The organism is Nostoc sp. (genome assembly GCF_036919615.1).
Taxonomy (GTDB): domain Bacteria; phylum Cyanobacteriota; class Cyanobacteriia; order Cyanobacteriales; family Nostocaceae; genus Nostoc.
On record NZ_JBALCN010000106.1, the window covers coordinates 17,076 to 33,158 of the forward strand.

Genomic DNA, 16,083 nt, shown 5'->3' on the forward strand with positions numbered 1-16,083 from the left:
TTCCCAGTCTCCGACTAGAAACGCACTTCATTGCGGCTCTGCTGCAAATTCGTGAGGCAGAGCCTCTGAATTCACATTCCCAGTCGGAGACTGGAAACGAGATTTAAAGGACAAAAAAGCTAATCAACTCTACTGATTTTGCCAGTGTCTAAATCATAGTAACCACCAACTATTGTCAGTTTTTCTTCATCTATTAACTTAGATAAAACTGAGGATGATTTCAACTTTTTAATGTGTGACAGAATGTTTGCTTTACAGGCGTTTTCTACCTTATCTCCTGATTGCTCTTTTGTGCTTTCTACACTTGGTCTAATTGCCTCAAGCAAACTTCCAATTTGCCCTGGTACTTGAGCGCCTTTGATTGTAGCATCTACCGCACCACATCTTTCATGTCCCACTACCATGATTATTTTTGAACCTAATACTAAGCTGCCAAATTCTAGGCTACCAATTTCTTCTCGCGTAGCAATATTACCAGCTACACGGCAGACAAATAAATCTCCAAGTCCTTGGTCAAATATAATCTCTGAAGGCACTCGTGAATCTGCACAACTTAAAATAGAAGCAAACGGCTTTTGACCTTTGGCAACTTCGACTAAACGTGAATAGGTTTGGTGGGGACTGCGACGTTTTCTGTTGACAAATCTTTCATTTCCATCTAATAACTCTTGCAGTGCTTTATCAGGCGTAATATCTTCTTCTGCTGAGGCTTTTTCGGGCGCAAGTAAGTTTGAGCCAAGTCCAGCTGTCAATACACCTGTACCGATCGCACCTGCACCAAACTTGAATAAACTTCTTCTGGAAAGATTTATCTGCGGATGTCGTATGCTCATGGAATTATCCTCACAATATTAAACTGTTAACTTTTAGTCGGATAGCTACTGCTACTTAAGTGTCGAGATTTGAAAAATCAAATTTAAAAACTGTACTCCCCAAAATGGCCAAGTTATCCACATTCCTAAAAGACTCACTCCTAGAAGAACAGTGAATGCATAAAACTGGGTTTGTCCAGAAGTGCTGTACTTGAGACTTTCACCACCTAATAGGGAAAATAGACCAACTAAATTAACGATGCCATCAACTACAAAGCGGTCAATCATATCGGCAAGCTGGGAAATTTTGGCAACGCTGAAAATAATGGTCATCCGATAGAGTTTGGGGGTGTAAAAATCGTATGCGATTAAGTCTTGTAAACCTTTCCAAGGCAAACGAATCGGTTTGGGAATATTGCTTAAATAAATCGCACCAGTGATAGTGCAGCCAAAAATACTCGACCACATTAAAAGTAGTGCGACATCTTTATTTAGGTTTGCCCAATCTGGTAAAAGTGATAAGTTTTGCAACACTAAAGGAAGATGTATGTTAAAGCCAAGTAAGATTACCATCGGCAGAATCATCGGCCAGTGAGCTTCAGGCGATCGCTGGGCCATTTGTCTAGCTTTACCGCCAAAAATTAAAACGAATTCTCTCGTCAAACTCACAGCTGTCAAAGCATTTACAGCTATTAATACTCCAACTAACCAAGGTTGGGTTTCCCACAATCCATCTGCTAATTCTATCAGCGCCCAAAAGCCACCCAATGGTGGAAAACCAATTAACCCCAAACTTCCAACGATAAAGGCGATTGCGGAAATTGGGCGGCGTGTCCACAGTCCACCAAGTTGGGTTACGTCTTGGGTGATGCTATTCCAGATAATTCCGCCAGTACTCATCACCAACAATGATGCGGATATGGCGTTGCTAAGGACTAACGACAGTGCTGCTTCGTCTTGCTGCACTCCCACAGCAATGAACACTAAGCCCATGTATGCACTGACAGAATAGGATTGACAGCGTTTTAGGTCAATTTGAGCGATCGCAATTAAAGAAGCACACACGGCTGTCACCACACCAATTCCCACCATCACCGAGGAAACTATCGGCGACAAGCTTAACACAGGTTGGAGTTTAATCAGCACCCATGCACCACTAGCGACTACTACCGAATTCCGCAAAATTGTACTGGGAACAGGGCCTTCCATCGCTTCATCCAACCAGAGATGCAGGGGAAATTGGGCACATTTACCCATCGGCCCAGCAATTAAAGCTAAACCCACCAGGGCAATGGCTGTCGGGTTGACGTTCGCAGTAGTCGCCCACTGGGCTAGTTCTGTATAATTCCAAGTTCCAGCGAGAGGCCGTAAAGCCAATACGCCCATCAGCAAGAATAAGTCTCCCACCCGCTTGGTTAAGAAAGCATCTCTTGCACCTGAGACTACCAACGGCTGGCTAAACCATAAGCCGACTAGCAGGTAGGTTCCTAAAGTTAGGACTTCCAGAATTATATAACTGAAGAACAAATTATTACACAGAGCAAGGGCACATAATCCCGCTTCAAATAATCCCAACAAAGAATAGAAGCGTCCCCAACCCCAATCCATTTCCATGTAGCCGATCGCATAAATCTGCGCCAGCAAATTCAAGCCAGTAATTACAACTAAAGCACCAACACTCACCGAGGATATTTCCAAAGCAATTGTCAAATCTAAACCAGCCGTAGATAACCAAGGAATAAATACTTCTTGGGCTGGCTGATTCCAAGTTGCTTGTAAAGCGATCGCACTATGTACAAACGCCAAAAATGTCATCACCAAGTTTACATAACCCGCTGGTCTTGGTCCTGTGTGACGAATGATCCCCGGTGACCAAGGCACTGCTAACAAGCCACCTATTAAGGCATAGCTAGGAACTAGCCAAACAGTCTCAAGTAGAAACTGAGCCATCAACTTACCTCTAGATTTTAATCAAAAATTTCAGGTTTTGAATCAACTTGCGTTGATCCCTGTAAACCCAGCGATTGCAGATAAGGCAAATTTATCTTTGCTTAATTTTGTTAAAAACAGCTTACCTTTATATGAAGCAAAAAGAAATTATTCTACTAAAGAAATTTAAGATAATAGCTCTAATAATTTCTTATATAAGGAACTATTCAAGTAATGAATAATAGCTATTAAGTTTTATCTATGCATTGAGTAAGGAATGAATCTATAGTGATCATTAGTTTTCTCAATTGATATAAATGACAAGAGACGCAATTGATTGCGTCTCTACAAATCGACTAAATGTAATTTATATTTGGGTGATTTTGTCAACCTGCCAGTGAGAGATAGCGATCGCCGGCGGTGAATCAACTTGACTAATGGGGGCGGGTTTCATGTCCCGGTAGTCCAGGAGTTGGACTAGGATCAGGTAGGCGATCGCTAAAATGACAGAAATTGCACCTGTAAGAATAGCAATTATTTTTGAACGTTCCATCAGTATTTCCTGTAATGCAAGTTATTGTGCTGTGCCTATCTCTACATAATAAACTTGGCTACAGTTTTTCTCAGCATGAGCCAGCCGCACTTTAGCACATAAAATATTAACAAGCTGAAAGCGACATTGAGCCATTGCCATGACAACCAAAAAAGCCATCTTTGACGCAATAGAACAACTGCCAGAGCAGCACCTAAAAGACGTGTTGCAGTATGTTCAAAAACTTGCAGGTACTCTATCACCAGCATCCAACCCACCCAAAGCAGCGATCCCCTTACAGGCTTAATTGGTGCAGTTTCTCACGGCTCCCTGGTTGCCAATTTAGACGAAGAACTGTATGGCGACTAAGCTTTTTATTGATACATGGGGCTGGCTCACGCTTCATGATAGAAGTGAACGCTTTTCCCTAACTGAAGCACTCCGTTCTAAGTTTATCGATAAGCCTCTTATTTCTTTCACTGACCTGACCTCAATGGTTGTCATGCAAGAATTTGGCATTAGAACAATCCTCACCGCAGATGCTCACTTCACCCATGTGGGTATGGGCTTTCAGCTAGTCCCCTAGTTTTGACTTTGACAAACCACAATAATCTTGAACTTTTCATCTAACAGCGGTAAATCATTTAAGTCGCTTTTAATATAAAAGTGCAAAAATGAGCCTTTAAAACTCAATGATGACCTTCTGAGGCTCGAAGTTGACCTTCTGAGCCTCAAAGTTTCAACTTTTAACCTCAGCGTTGACCTTCTGAGCCTCGAAATTGCACCTTTTATCCTCGAAATTGCACCTTTTATCCTCAACCTTGATCTTCTGAGGCTCAACGATGACCTTCTGAGCCTCGAAGTTGTACCTTTTATCCTCGAAGTTGCATCTTTGAAGCTCAACTAACAAATATATCTAACCATTCCTGAATTTACAGGGGTGAGCGTGTAGTAAAATTTGCTCACCTCTGTAAAGTGGAACATGGCTTTAGACTTCTCCGGTCAAAATCTCCGAGGACGCAACTTCAAAGGACAAAACCTTGCAGGTGCAAACTTTAGTTATGCCGACATCCGAGGGGCAAACTTTAGCGGTGCTAACCTGACAGGGGCAAACTTCAGCCATGCCAAAGCTGGACTGCAACGACGTTGGGCAATTGGTTTAGTTATTGTCTCATTCTTATTGTCGGGACTGTCAGGATTTTTCTGGGCTATCAATGGTTACTTGGTGTCGGTGATATTTGACTCATCCAGTGATAATCAGATTACGGGCTGGGTTACTTTAATCACATTGATTGCCTTTTTCTTCATCACAATTCGCCAAGGAATAATAATAGCTGGTTTAGGAGCTTTCGCCGGAGCCTTCGCCCTCGCCTTCGCCGGAGCCGTCGCCGGAGCCGTCAGCGTCGCCGTTGCCCTCGCCTTCGCCGTCGCCTTCGCCTTCGCCGTCGCCTTCGCCGTCGCCCTCGCCGTTGCCGGAACGTTATTTAGTATCTACATCAGCTGGCGAGCCATGAAAGGAGATCAAAAACACTCTTTGATTCGCAACATTGCGATCGCCTTTACTGCAACAGGAGGTACAAGTTTTCGTGGCGCTGACTTAACAGGTGCTGATTTCACCCAAGCCACACTCAAAAGTACAGATTTACGCAACACAATCCTTTTCTGTAGCCGTTGGCATCAAGCCAAAATGCTTGACCGTGTTCGTCCTGGCTCAACTTATCTGCAAAACTCACAAGTACGTCAACTGCTGGTTACTGGACAGGGACAGGATAAGAATTTTTACCGTGAAAACCTGCGGGGTATCAACTTACAATCAGCAAATTTAGCAGATGCCAGCTTTATTCGCGCTGATCTCAGTGAAGCAAACTTGCAAGATGCCGATTTGTCAAGAGCAAAACTGAAGCAAACGCAACTAGACGCAACCGATTTAACAGGTGCAACACTCATCGGCGCGTACATTGAAGATTGGGGGATTACAAATACAACTAAATTGCATGGGGTGAGGTGTGAGTATATCTTCATGCGCGTCCCCACAAAACAAGACCCCGACCCCCTCCGCAAACCTGATAATAAACAAGAGGTATTTGCAGACGGCGATTTTGCCGACTTTATCAAGCCAATTTTTGACACCCTCGACCTTTACCATAATCAAGGCGTTGACCCCCGCGCTGTTGCCATTGCCTTCAAAAACCTTGCCGAAAACCATCCTGAAGCCGAATTAGAAATCGTGGCAATGGAGAAACGCGGCGATGATAAAATTTTGCTCAGAGCCAAAACCGCACCCAGTAGCGATAAATCTCAACTGAGTGCAGAATATTTTGATGACTATAATCAACTCAAAGCTTTATCGCAGAGTCAGCAATTATTGCTGGTAGCAAAAGATAGTTATATTAGTGATTTAAAAAATATGATTACAACTGCACTTAAGCATCCTAAATCTTATACACAAGGAAATACCATCATGTCTGATATCAGCGGCATCAATATTCAAGATAGCAGTAATGTGAGTGGTATCGCTGGCAATAGTTCTATTGCTAATCTGGGAACCATTAGCGGTAATGTGAGTATTGCCCTCAATGAGTTACCTGATGCGCCAGATGCCGAGAAACCAGGAATCAAAGAATTATTGTCGCAGTTGCAAGATGCAATCATCCAGTCCTCATATTTGCCAGAAGAAGACAAAGCCGAAGCGCTAGAACAGGTGAAAGCTTTAGCAGAAGCGGGTAAAAATCCTCAAGAATCAACCAAGCAGAAGACGGCAAAAACTGCAATCACCATGTTGAAAGGGATACTTACAGGCTTACCTGCTGTTGCTTCGCTGGTGGAAGCAGGTAATAAATTATTGCCTGCGATTTCTAAATTATTCGGTCTAGGATAATTTATTGACACCAATACACAGCAATCCTGTGCCCAGAGTGTGTATCGTGGTGTATTAGACCTCTTGCAAAAGTCCCTAACACCCACCCTTAACCCCTCCCCGCTTGCAGGGAGGGGAGACAAAGCGTAGCTTTGGCGGGGTGGGGTTCTTATTTTTGATTTATGCAAGAGGTCTATTGTATCCAAAAGAGAAGCACTATAAAACACACAAGCAATGTGGAGATTTTCACAGAGTAGAGCAGAGAATTAATAATTACTCTGGGTTATTATCGCGTTAAAAAACAGTACAAGCCCTGTACGCTGGAAATTCTACCCACTCTAGTGCCAGAGTTAAGCTAGTGCGCGTCTAAATTGCGGATTTTTTCGTTAAAACTGTCATTAGTCTTTTGTCCAAAGTCCAATTGTAAATACAAGTGACTAATGACCAATGATCAAGGGCGATCGCGAATAAATAAGCAATTAAAATGCGTAACAGCCTAGCAATAATTGCAGTTTGCTCCAGAAGCTTAGTATGACAAAGGCATTCCCAAGCATAGCAAGGCGCTTGAAAAGTACAAGAATCAAGTTGTTGAATATGGGAACCTTCCTAATAAACCGTTTTATCGAAAGCTGGAAACGCTACTTCTTGGGTGACACTGTTGATGTCCGCCCCTCCCCCTCCTATGATGTCCGTCCTTCCTTAGCGGGCCCAGTCCTTAGCTTAGGTGGGGGTGGCCCCGATGTCGATGATGCTATCCAGTGGATGATTAACCAAGTTAGGGGAGGTACTAACTCCGCCACTAAAGTTAATGTTGTAGTTATCCGCACTAATGGTAATCACGATTACAATCGGCTAATTTATGCCATGAGGGGCGTAAAGTTTGTGGAAACTCTTGTGATTAGCAATCGGCAAGAGGCAAACAAAGCTGAGATTTATCAAAAAGTCAAAAATGCTGATGTGATTTTCTTTGCTGGCGGCGACCAATGTCAATACATCCGTAACTGGAAAGATACCAAGCTTGAAACTGCCGTTAAGTCAGTTTACCTGAAGGGAGGTGGTGTTGGTGGCACCAGTGCGGGTGCGATGATCCAAAGTGATTGTGTGTATGATGCTTGCGCTTCTTCCGAAAAAGGCATTGAAACTAGGGATGCACTCGAAGATCCTTATCGGGACATCACTTTTTCTTACAACTTTTTCAATTGGAGTGATTTGAAGGGAACCATCGTAGATACGCACTTCGACAGGCGGGAAAGAATGGGTCGAATTATGACTTTCATTGCCCGTCAAATTAAGGACGGTGTATCTAACAGTGTTTTAGGCATAGCGGTTAGTGAAAGTACATCGGTTCTTGTGGATAAAAACGGTTTGGTGAAAGTTATCGGTAGGGGTGCGGCATACTTTGTACTTGGCAATCATATGCCGGAAGTATGCGAACCGCGATCGCCTTTGACCTTTTCCAATTACAAAATTTGGAAAGTTCGCAGTGGTGACACCTTTAACTTGAGAAACCGACCAACCTCTGGATACTATCTCAGAAGCGTCAAAAGGGGACGGATTGATTCAAATCCTTATTGAATGGAGCATAGGGCATGGAGGGTTAAAACTTGAAGGTTCAGCCTCTGAGACTCAACGTCAAAGTTTTAACTCCCCCTCCCTTCTGCCTCTTCTGCCTCTTCTGCCCAATGCCCCCTACTTTCTACCAGGGAACCACGCCATTTTCATCAAAAAATCCTCCGGTAGAACCATCATCAGGGAGAGTAGCAAGTCTCACTGGTGCGATCGCTCCCTGCTCAATAGTGCGGTGCCCTTGGTATTGATTAATGTCAGTTGCTGTGTAACCAGGATTAGCAGCATTGACTTTAATCGCGGTATCTTTAAGTTCAGCAGCCAACAGAACTGTGAGCGCATTCACTGCTGTCTTTGATGAGTTATAAGCAAGATACTTAGAATCAGCAAACTCACTATTTGGTTCAGAGTGTAGAGTCAGAGAACCTAAGCCACTTGATAGATTCACTATTCGCCCTGCTTTTGACTTCTTTAAGAGTGGCAACAGCGTTTTTGTAACTGCAAACACTCCAAATACATTTGTCTCGTAAGTGTGTCGCAGTGTTTCAATATTAACTTGACTAGGTGGAAGGCGATCGCCATCACTTAGTATCCCAGCATTGTTCACAAGGATGTCAAGTTTTCCGAATTCGCTCTCGATTTGTTCAGCCGTAGAGTCGATTGTTTTCTGGTCGATGACATCAAGCTGAATTGTTCGGGCATCAATCTGATTTAAACGAAGTTTATTCGCCGCTTCTTCACCACGTTTTATATCTCTTGAACCAACAAAAACAGTAGCACCTCTAGAACCTAATTGGCGTGCGATCTCATACCCGATACCTTTGTTTGCACCTGTGATCAGCGCAACTTTACCTTTTAAATCTTCTGACATATTACTTCTCTATTTTGATAAACACTGACAACTGTTACTATCTTGAAGTAAGTTTAGTGTATAAGAAGTATGTATCAACACAACATTCAGGATTTAGTAATCCTACACAAGTAGGGATTGGCTGTTGTGTTTCCACCAGTAGTCATTCACACTTCAGATAGCGGTTGAGAAAATATTTGCAGCCTACACTAGCAATTGACTCAAAAATTTTTGGATAAAGTAGATATGCAAACCAAACAGCTTGGCAATTCGGAGCTTCACATTACCCCAATCGGCTTTGGAGCCTGGGCAATTGGTGGAGGTGGGTGGGCTTTTGGTTGGGGAGAGCAGGATGACCAGGAATCGATCGCTGCGATCAATCGCGCTCTCGACCTCGGCGTTAATTGGATTGACACCGCAGCTGTCTATGGTCTGGGGCATTCGGAGGAGGTTGTTGCTAAGGCGCTCAAAGGTCGATCTAATCGCCCCTACATTTTCACTAAATGCTCACTGATCTGGGATGAAAAGGGCAAAATCGGTAACAGCCTGAAGGCAGATTCTCTGCGGGGGGAGGTTGAAGCCAGTTTGCGCCGACTCGATATTGAAACTATCGACCTCTACCAGATCCACTGGCCCAACCCTGACTCAGAAGTTGAAGAAGGCTGGACGACTCTCGCCAAGCTCAAGGATGAGGGCAAGGTTCGCTATATCGGGGTTTCAAACTTCAATGTAGAACAGTTGAAACGTGCCCAGGAGATTGCACCAGTTACCTCATTGCAACCGCCTTATTCACTGGTTAAGCGCGATGTCGAAAAAGAGATTCTGCCTTTTTGTAAGGAGAATAATATAGGTGTGATTGTGTATTCACCGATGCAATCTGGCTTGCTTACAGGAAAGATGACACTTGAGCGAGTTGCTAATTTCCCAGATGATGATTGGCGCAAAAAGAATAGTGAATTTCAGGAGCCACGTCTATCTCGTAACCTGAAACTAGTCGAGGTATTGCAGCACATTGGTCAACAACACGATCGCTCCCCTGGTGAAGTGGCGATCGCTTGGACTTTAAATAATCCGGCGCTGACAGGGGCGATCGTTGGCGGCCGCAATCCCAAGCAGGTGGAAGGAATCATTGGTGCTGGAGAATTTCGCCTCAATCAGCAGGAACTAGATCAGATTGGCACTTTCCTGCGCGAGAATCCATAAAATCTCTGAACCGCCTACCAAAGTCGAAAACAGAACGGCAATCTCTGGCACTGACAATTGGTGATGATAGTCATCACTTATTGTCAGCTTTGTATGAGTCTTCAAGTCCAGAATGATTACGGCAACTATTGCCTCTGCCATTTTTGTGGGATGTTTGGTTATACCCTCGTTTAATTCGCCAACAGTCTCATTGAATTCACCTAATACTTTTCGGACATCCTCTTCAAATCAGATGTATAAAAGAGTTCAATATCCACATTTATTCTAGGCAGTTTTCAATTATCTGGTGGTATATAACTCCACTTGATTCATTTTGAATACTGGATTATGACAAATGTATTCTTTTTTGATTTTCCCAGCAAAACCCGATTTTTCAAAATTGTCTTGCTCGTTTAAAACGCCTTATACCAAAATCGCAAATTAAATGATAGAAATGCTAAATGTGATATCAACACGTTGCAACAATGGCAGGCGATGTCTATAACAAGCTACGCTTACGCATTTTATATGTTATAAAGCTCACAGAAATTAATGTTAGGCGGAAACTACTTTATGGAACCAGATAAACTGGGCCGTTTTAAGGAGTACGGCGAATTCATCCTCCGAAAGATAGATTCTGTGCCCCAGTACGCTTCTAAAAAAGAAGATTGGGTTCCAGCTAGTCTTGATGACTGTCTCCTTCGTCTACGGTCAGCTGCCCAGAAAACTGTAAACCTTGCAACTTCGCCTGTGAAAATTGGTGTGATGGGGGAATTTAGTAGTGGGAAAACCTTACTTTTAGGCAGTTTAATTGGATATGCAGATGCTTTGCCAGTCAGTGAAAACCCTACTACAGGTAATGTTACTGCCATACATATCATCCCACAAGACGACTTTACAACTACTCAATTAAGTAATTTTACTGTAGAGTATCTTTCTCATGAAGGAGTACATGAGTGTCTACGCTTCATGCTAGGGGAAGCCAATAAGCGGACAACAGCAGCAGGGCTTCCTCCCATACCAGTATCAAAGCTCAACTCTGGCAAAGATATTATTGGCTGGTGTGAGGAAGCATGGAATAACAGTAACAATTTAGAATTACGTTATTTGCTTAGAGAGTTAGTATTATTCCTGCGGGCTTATCAGGCCTATGGGGAAGTTATGTGTGGTGGGCGCTACCAGATTGATGCTACTACCGCCCGCGAGGGGCTACAGCTAGTCGAACAGCCAATGGCAATCCAAACTCTGAAATTTGAGGATCTACCACCAGCGCATATCCGATTACCGAGTCCACCCCAGAGGCTACCAACTAAGTTATTGCAAAACAGTTTCCCACTCATCCGCCGCGTAGATATCGATGTGAAAATATCACGGGAAATTTGGGATTTTGCAGACGCAGCTAAATTTATTCTCATCGACTTTCCAGGATTGGGGGCTGCTAATTCGGGGGCTAGAGATACCTTTTTGTCACTGCGGGAATTGGCAGAAGTACAGACGATTTTAGTACTGCTAAATGGTAAATCTCCCGGTAGCGATCGCGCCAATAAAATCTTTACAATGATGCAGCAACAGCGACCAGGACAAGACCTGAAAGATTTAATTCTTGTAGGTGTGGGTCGCTTCGATCAATTACCCTTAGACAGCGAGGGTGGCGAAAGAGAACTTGATCAACTGATTGAAGATAGCCATTTGCAGGAAGAAACGGTTTTCCAAAAACTCAAAGTTTTGCAAACTACCATTGACGGTGCAGAAGCCTTTACAACCCAAAAAGACCGCATCGTTTTACTGTCGCCATTGTTGGGATTGGCTGAATTAGCAAAACGTTCTACTACAGTGAAAGCAGGCTCACCAGAGTTTTTGGCTAATTTAGATTATCCTGATTTCTTAGATCGGTCTAAACGGCTACAAGAAAAATGGGAACACTTAAGTGAACGGTTACTAGAATCTGACACTCGCAGCTATTTGGGCAGACAGCTGGGTTACTTTAGTCAAGATGGGGGACTTAGCAAGCTGCGGGAATTAATTCAAACCCACGTAGCGACTCATGGTCTGAAGCAACTGTATGAAGATACTCAAAGAGCTGCTGATGTGGTGAGTCAGCAACAAGATCATTTGAAGGATATCATAGATGAAATTCACGAGCAAGGCATCCCCACAGGAGATAGTCCGGCTTTTATCGAGTTGCGCTTTGTGATCGAAAGCTTGGATAAAATCTACAGGAATTTTCAAAAAGATTTAGGAAAAGAACCACTCAAAGACCGGCGCGGCGTTGTTGTCAGCGATGTAGTGAAAGACGAACTCACCTTTAGAATCCTGAATTGGAACCAGTGGACTTTACTCTTCAACAAAGCCAACAATGGAGCGATCGCTCTGGCAGAATCTAAAGGTGCAGCCGGGAAATTATTTGATCGGGGAAACCGTGTAAATAGCTCCCTTCCAACTAAGAGTGATGATTTTTATCCAGTATTTGAAAAAACCGTTAAAGAAGTAGAAGATTTTGCCCGCGATCGCATTCATCAAGCAGTGGTAGATTTGTTGATCCAATTGTCAAATTATGTAGCCCCAGAACGCGACCAATTGCAGGTAATTTTCCATCCAGAAATGGAACAAGAAATCGAAGAAAAATTTGGTTTGGAAGATGCTGATCTCTTTTACAAATTATTACTAGGATGCGATCCTAATGAATGGAAAGAAGCAATTATCTCGGAAATCAGTAGCAAAGATAAAACCGTTGCACCCGAAATCATCTTTCCCCTAGCACGTCAAGACGAAAAACACAATGTTGGTCAAATCTTTGACTGGGCACCAGAGAAAAGCCAAGGTTTACCCAGATCGAGCAATCATCAACTTTTAGTATTGCGGCTGCGAGATGAAATCACCGCTAGCGCCAGCCTTCATCTTGTGCAGTATGTTAGCGAAGTTAATCAGCAAATTAATTCCGAAATAGAAGGCATTTTGGATCAAATTATTCCTAGTCTGCAAAACCTTTCAAAAAAAGAAACTTTGCTGAGATATTTGGCAGCTGGGGAATTGCCATCTGAGATAGCAATTCCTACTTGGTTGCAGATTCTTTCAGAACTCGCCGCTATTTCTTATTCAGATGATTTGAGATAAGCTAACTCAGAAAATGACTGATTGCGATCGGGTACAGCTATGAGGATGTGTTTGGCAGACGTGATGCTATTTTTTATCTAATTTTCAAGCGTGTCCCAGGGTTACTTTTCGAGTTAGTAGAACAGCCACCAGCCGAAGCTGCTAGCTATTGCTTTGAATCAGTTGATGGTATGATTCCACAGTTTTTAGCCAGCGATAAAACAAATAACAGAAAATTATACTATAATGAACCCTTTCCAATTGAACAACTATACTGATCAACAACCAAGCGAGAAACAACAAAAAAGATTTCCAGGATGGTTTGCCTTAGATTTTGGTACATCGAATTCGACAGTCACACTTTTTGATCCAATTGAAGTGCCGATCGCAGAAATTCTACCAAAAGAACAAGAAATGCGGTTGCGCGATCGCTTATCACAATGGCTAAGTTCTCCCGCCTCAGTGGCTTTACCAGATGTTAGCGATGATGATTGGGAAAAGTTTATCGCCGAAATTAGCAAAAATCTGGAGATAGAACCAACAAAATTGAGTGAAGTTTTTGAAAGTGATAATAAAGAGCGGTTTTTGGAAGCAATTCGCCAAATTGAACTTTCTTTAGGAAACAGCGAGAGGTTCCGCCGGGCTGTCAGCAAAAAACTTTACCAAATCTATCATGACGTGTTCCGCGTCCCTACCCTAGAGTCGCAAAATCTGATCTCAGTTGTGCTGGATATTGATCGCCGCGACACGGAAATTCCTAGCGAGTCAGAAATTTCGCAGTTAGGGGACTTAAAACTGCGGATGGGTAGGGAAGCTAGAGATAACAGAAAAAAAGCGATCGCTCAAGGTACAAGCAGTTCTTTAAAAGAAATTATCAGCAGGTTTCACCATTCGCCCAAACGCTATTTTGGTCAGGAGCGGTTATTTTCAGTGATTTTGGATGGTGAAGAAGAAATAATTACCGCTAACCAACTGATCCAATCCGCTTGGGCGCATTTAATCGAGTTAACTGAAGATTACCGCCAACGTACACAACGCAGATTTTCAGAAGGGAATTTTTTGACAGCAGTTGTCACTTACCCAACAGTAGCACCACCAGTTGTTCGTAAGGAAGTTAAAGAATTAGTTGAGCAATTGGGAATCGATGATGTGCAAACTGCTTATGATGAAGCCGTTTCTGTGGCAATATTCTTTTTGTGGCGAGAATTTGGCGGTAATCTCAACATTGGGATTGAGTCATTCAAAACCCGTTGTCACCAAGCAGTCAATAAATGGTCACAAAATGTTCTCGTCTTGGATATTGGCGGGGGAACAACAGACTTAGCTTTAATTGAACTGACTTTAGAAGACAAAACCCCTACTTTTACTGATTATGAAGACCGGGGTTTAGGAGGACGTTACTATAAACTTACCCCGAAACTCTTAGGGTCATCCGGTCATTTACAGCTAGGCGGTGAGTTAATTACACTGCGAATTTTTAGATTATTAAAAGTTGCGATCGCAGACTTTTTATTGACAGCAGTAACAACAGGTGATATTGAAAGCGAGAAGTTAGAAGATTTAATTAACTCTGAGTTAAACGAGCGCTTTTTAGAACAAGGAAAATTCAAAAGTGGCAGTCTTTTAAAATGTCTGGACAGAGAGAATCCCGAAGGCGATGTTGCTTACAAAGATGCTCTAGATACTGCCGATAAAGTATTGCCTACCCGTTGGCAACAAGCACCTCAACGCCTGCAATCCTTTTATATTCTCTGGGATCATGCAGAAGCAGCTAAACTTAAGCTTGGACAAAAGCCACTAGGAGAGAATTCTCTATTAACCTTCACACTTTCTGAGCAGCAAATTTCTGAACTGCTTACCCAAAGCGCCGTTAAATTGCAAGTCAATGATCCAAATAACATTTGCGTTACCTTAGACAACCAGCAATTTGAACGAGCCGCCGCTTCCGGAATTAAAGAAGCGATTGGTATTGCCAAGGGATTAATGGAAAGTCGCTTGCGTCCCGATGATCTCACCAAAGATTCTGGGAATTCCCAAAAAGTTGATTGGTTAATTCTGTCTGGGAAAACTTGTAATCTCGACATAGTACAGCGCCAAATCTATCAAGAATTTAGTAAGTCTCCATACTTCGTCTGGAATCCAGAACGAATTACCTTTGTATTGGAATTTACTAAGCTAGCCACCTCCGCTGGTGCTTGCTATGCCGAGAAACTGCGAAGATTGAGATTCGATCCAGAAGAGTCTAAAAGCTTGCTGCGTAAGGGAGCCAATCAGCTAGAAATTGATGTCAAAAACCTGTTTTATTATTTGCCCTGCAACTTCAAACGCAAAACCCAAAGTAACGATTTGTTGACTATATTCAAGGCTGGACAAGAACTCTATCAACTCGCACCTTGGGAAACTATCGCCAAAGTTCGTACTGCGTGGCAAGGAATACAATTAACTAATATTATTTATCGTCAAGACTACGAGGATGGAGATTTACGACTTTGGGGTAGCTTTGACGGCAAAAACCTCATGAAAAAACTGGGGATGGAAGAAGCAGAATTTCTGAAAAAAATCAAAGTCCAGTTTGAGATTGACCAAACCCTTGAATTTAACGTGTTGCTTTGTCAGGGAAATCCCCATTATTTAATTGATATTTCTGGTATTGATTTAGAATCAGTAGTTTCAGAAACTTCAGCACTATTTGCTAATGGTAAATTGAACTGGAATATTGCTGTGGAACGCTTCAATAAAGACTTAAATGATGGTGATATTGCCGTCAATGTTATTGAGTCGGCAACTGTTGATCAACCAGATGCCTATCATCTTGTATTTGAAGTAGGAAATGATTGTAGTAGAACATTTCAAAAATTTCACTATCTCCGAGATGGAGTAACCCAACCAGGAATCGGGTTAATTAGTAATCCCTTACCTCCCTTCCCACAAACCAGCCAGCACACTTTCTATGTTTATCAAACAGACGCCCAAACCAACAGTAAAAAATGGATAAGAATTGGCGCACTCAGTAAACCAGATGTGACTACCGATTATCCTTGCCAATATCGTGTAACTCTAGATGATCAAGGTATTCTGCGGATGCACGCTGGTGAAGTGCCTTACTGGACATCAAAAAATCAGGAATGTCTAAAACAAGAGGGATGCGTTTATCTTGCTGAATTAGAGTTGCAGCCTAACGAAGTTGATAAAGAACGCGATCCCTTTTGCGGCATCCATTAACTCTTGCATTAAACCTCTGCGTTCCTCTGCGCTAACCTTT

14 protein-coding genes are annotated in these 16,083 nt (G+C 42.7%); 9 read left to right on the plus strand and 5 right to left on the minus strand.

The genetic code is table 11. The annotated features are described in order from the left end of the window. Positions 1–119: 119 nt before the first annotated feature. Both V7K48_RS33135 and V7K48_RS33140 read right to left on the minus strand, forming a co-directional pair. Entirely contained in the window at positions 120–833 is a 714-nt protein-coding gene (locus V7K48_RS33135; protein ID WP_335079329.1) for a carbonic anhydrase, read from the minus strand. Positions 834–884: 51 nt separating this feature from the next. Further along, entirely contained in the window at positions 885–2,762 is a 1,878-nt protein-coding gene (locus tag V7K48_RS33140) for an NAD(P)H-quinone oxidoreductase subunit F (protein WP_335079331.1), read from the minus strand. 37 nt (positions 2,763–2,799) lie between these two features. Between V7K48_RS33140 and V7K48_RS33145 the strand changes: the two genes are divergently transcribed. Continuing rightward, complete coding sequence (locus tag V7K48_RS33145; RefSeq protein WP_335079333.1) at positions 2,800–2,931, plus strand: hypothetical protein; 132 nt, start codon at positions 2,800–2,802, stop codon at positions 2,929–2,931. Between the two features lie 177 nt (positions 2,932–3,108). Here V7K48_RS33145 and V7K48_RS33150 read toward each other — a convergent pair whose 3' ends face one another. Beyond that, a complete protein-coding gene (locus V7K48_RS33150; RefSeq protein ID WP_335079335.1) occupies positions 3,109–3,294 on the minus strand; it encodes a hypothetical protein in 186 nt (61 codons plus the stop codon). A gap of 139 nt (positions 3,295–3,433) precedes the next feature. Between V7K48_RS33150 and V7K48_RS33155 the strand changes: the two genes are divergently transcribed. From V7K48_RS33155 to V7K48_RS33170, 4 genes are all read left to right on the plus strand, one after another. Further along, positions 3,434–3,580, plus strand: coding sequence for a hypothetical protein (locus tag V7K48_RS33155; protein ID WP_335079337.1), 147 nt, complete (start codon positions 3,434–3,436; stop codon positions 3,578–3,580). 51 nt (positions 3,581–3,631) lie between these two features. Continuing rightward, the gene (locus tag V7K48_RS33160) at positions 3,632–3,859 is read left to right on the plus strand and encodes a hypothetical protein (RefSeq protein WP_335079339.1); all 228 of its coding nucleotides are present in this window, start codon (positions 3,632–3,634) and stop codon (positions 3,857–3,859) included. Positions 3,860–4,255: 396 nt separating this feature from the next. Beyond that, positions 4,256–6,151: a pentapeptide repeat-containing protein gene (locus V7K48_RS33165; protein ID WP_335079341.1), complete on the plus strand. Its 1,896-nt coding sequence runs from the start codon at positions 4,256–4,258 to the stop codon at positions 6,149–6,151. A gap of 510 nt (positions 6,152–6,661) precedes the next feature. Further along, positions 6,662–7,705 carry a cyanophycinase gene (locus tag V7K48_RS33170; RefSeq protein ID WP_335079343.1) on the plus strand — a complete coding sequence of 348 codons (1,044 nt, stop codon included), beginning with the start codon at positions 6,662–6,664 and terminating at the stop codon, positions 7,703–7,705. A gap of 121 nt (positions 7,706–7,826) precedes the next feature. On the opposite strand, the gene V7K48_RS33175 is transcribed toward V7K48_RS33170, so the two are convergent. Beyond that, on the minus strand, positions 7,827–8,567 hold the full coding sequence (locus V7K48_RS33175; RefSeq protein ID WP_335079345.1) for an SDR family oxidoreductase: 741 nt from the start codon (positions 8,565–8,567) through the stop codon (positions 7,827–7,829). Positions 8,568–8,762: 195 nt separating this feature from the next. On the opposite strand from V7K48_RS33175, the gene V7K48_RS33180 reads away from it, so the two are divergent. Beyond that, positions 8,763–9,749 carry an aldo/keto reductase gene (locus tag V7K48_RS33180; RefSeq protein WP_335079347.1) on the plus strand — a complete coding sequence of 329 codons (987 nt, stop codon included), beginning with the start codon at positions 8,763–8,765 and terminating at the stop codon, positions 9,747–9,749. On the opposite strand, the gene V7K48_RS33185 is transcribed toward V7K48_RS33180, so the two are convergent. Further along, a complete protein-coding gene (locus tag V7K48_RS33185) occupies positions 9,711–9,890 on the minus strand; it encodes a hypothetical protein (RefSeq protein WP_335079349.1) in 180 nt (59 codons plus the stop codon). The two genes, V7K48_RS33180 and V7K48_RS33185, sit on opposite strands and share 39 nt — an antisense overlap. Positions 9,891–10,301: 411 nt before the next feature. On the opposite strand from V7K48_RS33185, the gene V7K48_RS33190 reads away from it, so the two are divergent. The 3 genes from V7K48_RS33190 to V7K48_RS33200 are packed head-to-tail and all read left to right on the plus strand — an operon-like array spanning position 10,302 to position 16,043. After that, on the plus strand, positions 10,302–12,842 hold the full coding sequence (locus V7K48_RS33190) for a proteasome protein (RefSeq protein WP_335079351.1): 2,541 nt from the start codon (positions 10,302–10,304) through the stop codon (positions 12,840–12,842). 47 nt (positions 12,843–12,889) lie between these two features. Next, positions 12,890–13,099 carry a DUF2887 domain-containing protein gene (locus V7K48_RS35350; RefSeq protein WP_442949513.1) on the plus strand — a complete coding sequence of 70 codons (210 nt, stop codon included), beginning with the start codon at positions 12,890–12,892 and terminating at the stop codon, positions 13,097–13,099. Further along, on the plus strand, positions 13,068–16,043 hold the full coding sequence (locus V7K48_RS33200; protein WP_335079353.1) for a molecular chaperone: 2,976 nt from the start codon (positions 13,068–13,070) through the stop codon (positions 16,041–16,043). The genes V7K48_RS35350 and V7K48_RS33200 overlap by 32 nt, the downstream gene beginning before the upstream one ends. The last annotated feature ends 40 nt before the right edge of the window (positions 16,044–16,083 follow it).

Coding starts and splice junctions, on each gene's coding strand:
- V7K48_RS33135 (WP_335079329.1), bottom strand. CDS start 833: ATGAGCATACGACATCCGCAGATAAATCTTTCCAGAAGAAGTTTATTC.
- V7K48_RS33140 (WP_335079331.1), bottom strand. CDS start 2,762: ATGGCTCAGTTTCTACTTGAGACTGTTTGGCTAGTTCCTAGCTATGCC.
- V7K48_RS33150 (WP_335079335.1), bottom strand. CDS start 3,294: ATGGAACGTTCAAAAATAATTGCTATTCTTACAGGTGCAATTTCTGTC.
- V7K48_RS33155 (WP_335079337.1), top strand. CDS start 3,434: ATGACAACCAAAAAAGCCATCTTTGACGCAATAGAACAACTGCCAGAG.
- V7K48_RS33160 (WP_335079339.1), top strand. CDS start 3,632: ATGGCGACTAAGCTTTTTATTGATACATGGGGCTGGCTCACGCTTCAT.
- V7K48_RS33165 (WP_335079341.1), top strand. CDS start 4,256: ATGGCTTTAGACTTCTCCGGTCAAAATCTCCGAGGACGCAACTTCAAA.
- V7K48_RS33170 (WP_335079343.1), top strand. CDS start 6,662: ATGACAAAGGCATTCCCAAGCATAGCAAGGCGCTTGAAAAGTACAAGA.
- V7K48_RS33175 (WP_335079345.1), bottom strand. CDS start 8,567: ATGTCAGAAGATTTAAAAGGTAAAGTTGCGCTGATCACAGGTGCAAAC.
- V7K48_RS33185 (WP_335079349.1), bottom strand. CDS start 9,890: ATGGCAGAGGCAATAGTTGCCGTAATCATTCTGGACTTGAAGACTCAT.
- V7K48_RS33190 (WP_335079351.1), top strand. CDS start 10,302: ATGGAACCAGATAAACTGGGCCGTTTTAAGGAGTACGGCGAATTCATC.
- V7K48_RS33200 (WP_335079353.1), top strand. CDS start 13,068: ATGAACCCTTTCCAATTGAACAACTATACTGATCAACAACCAAGCGAG.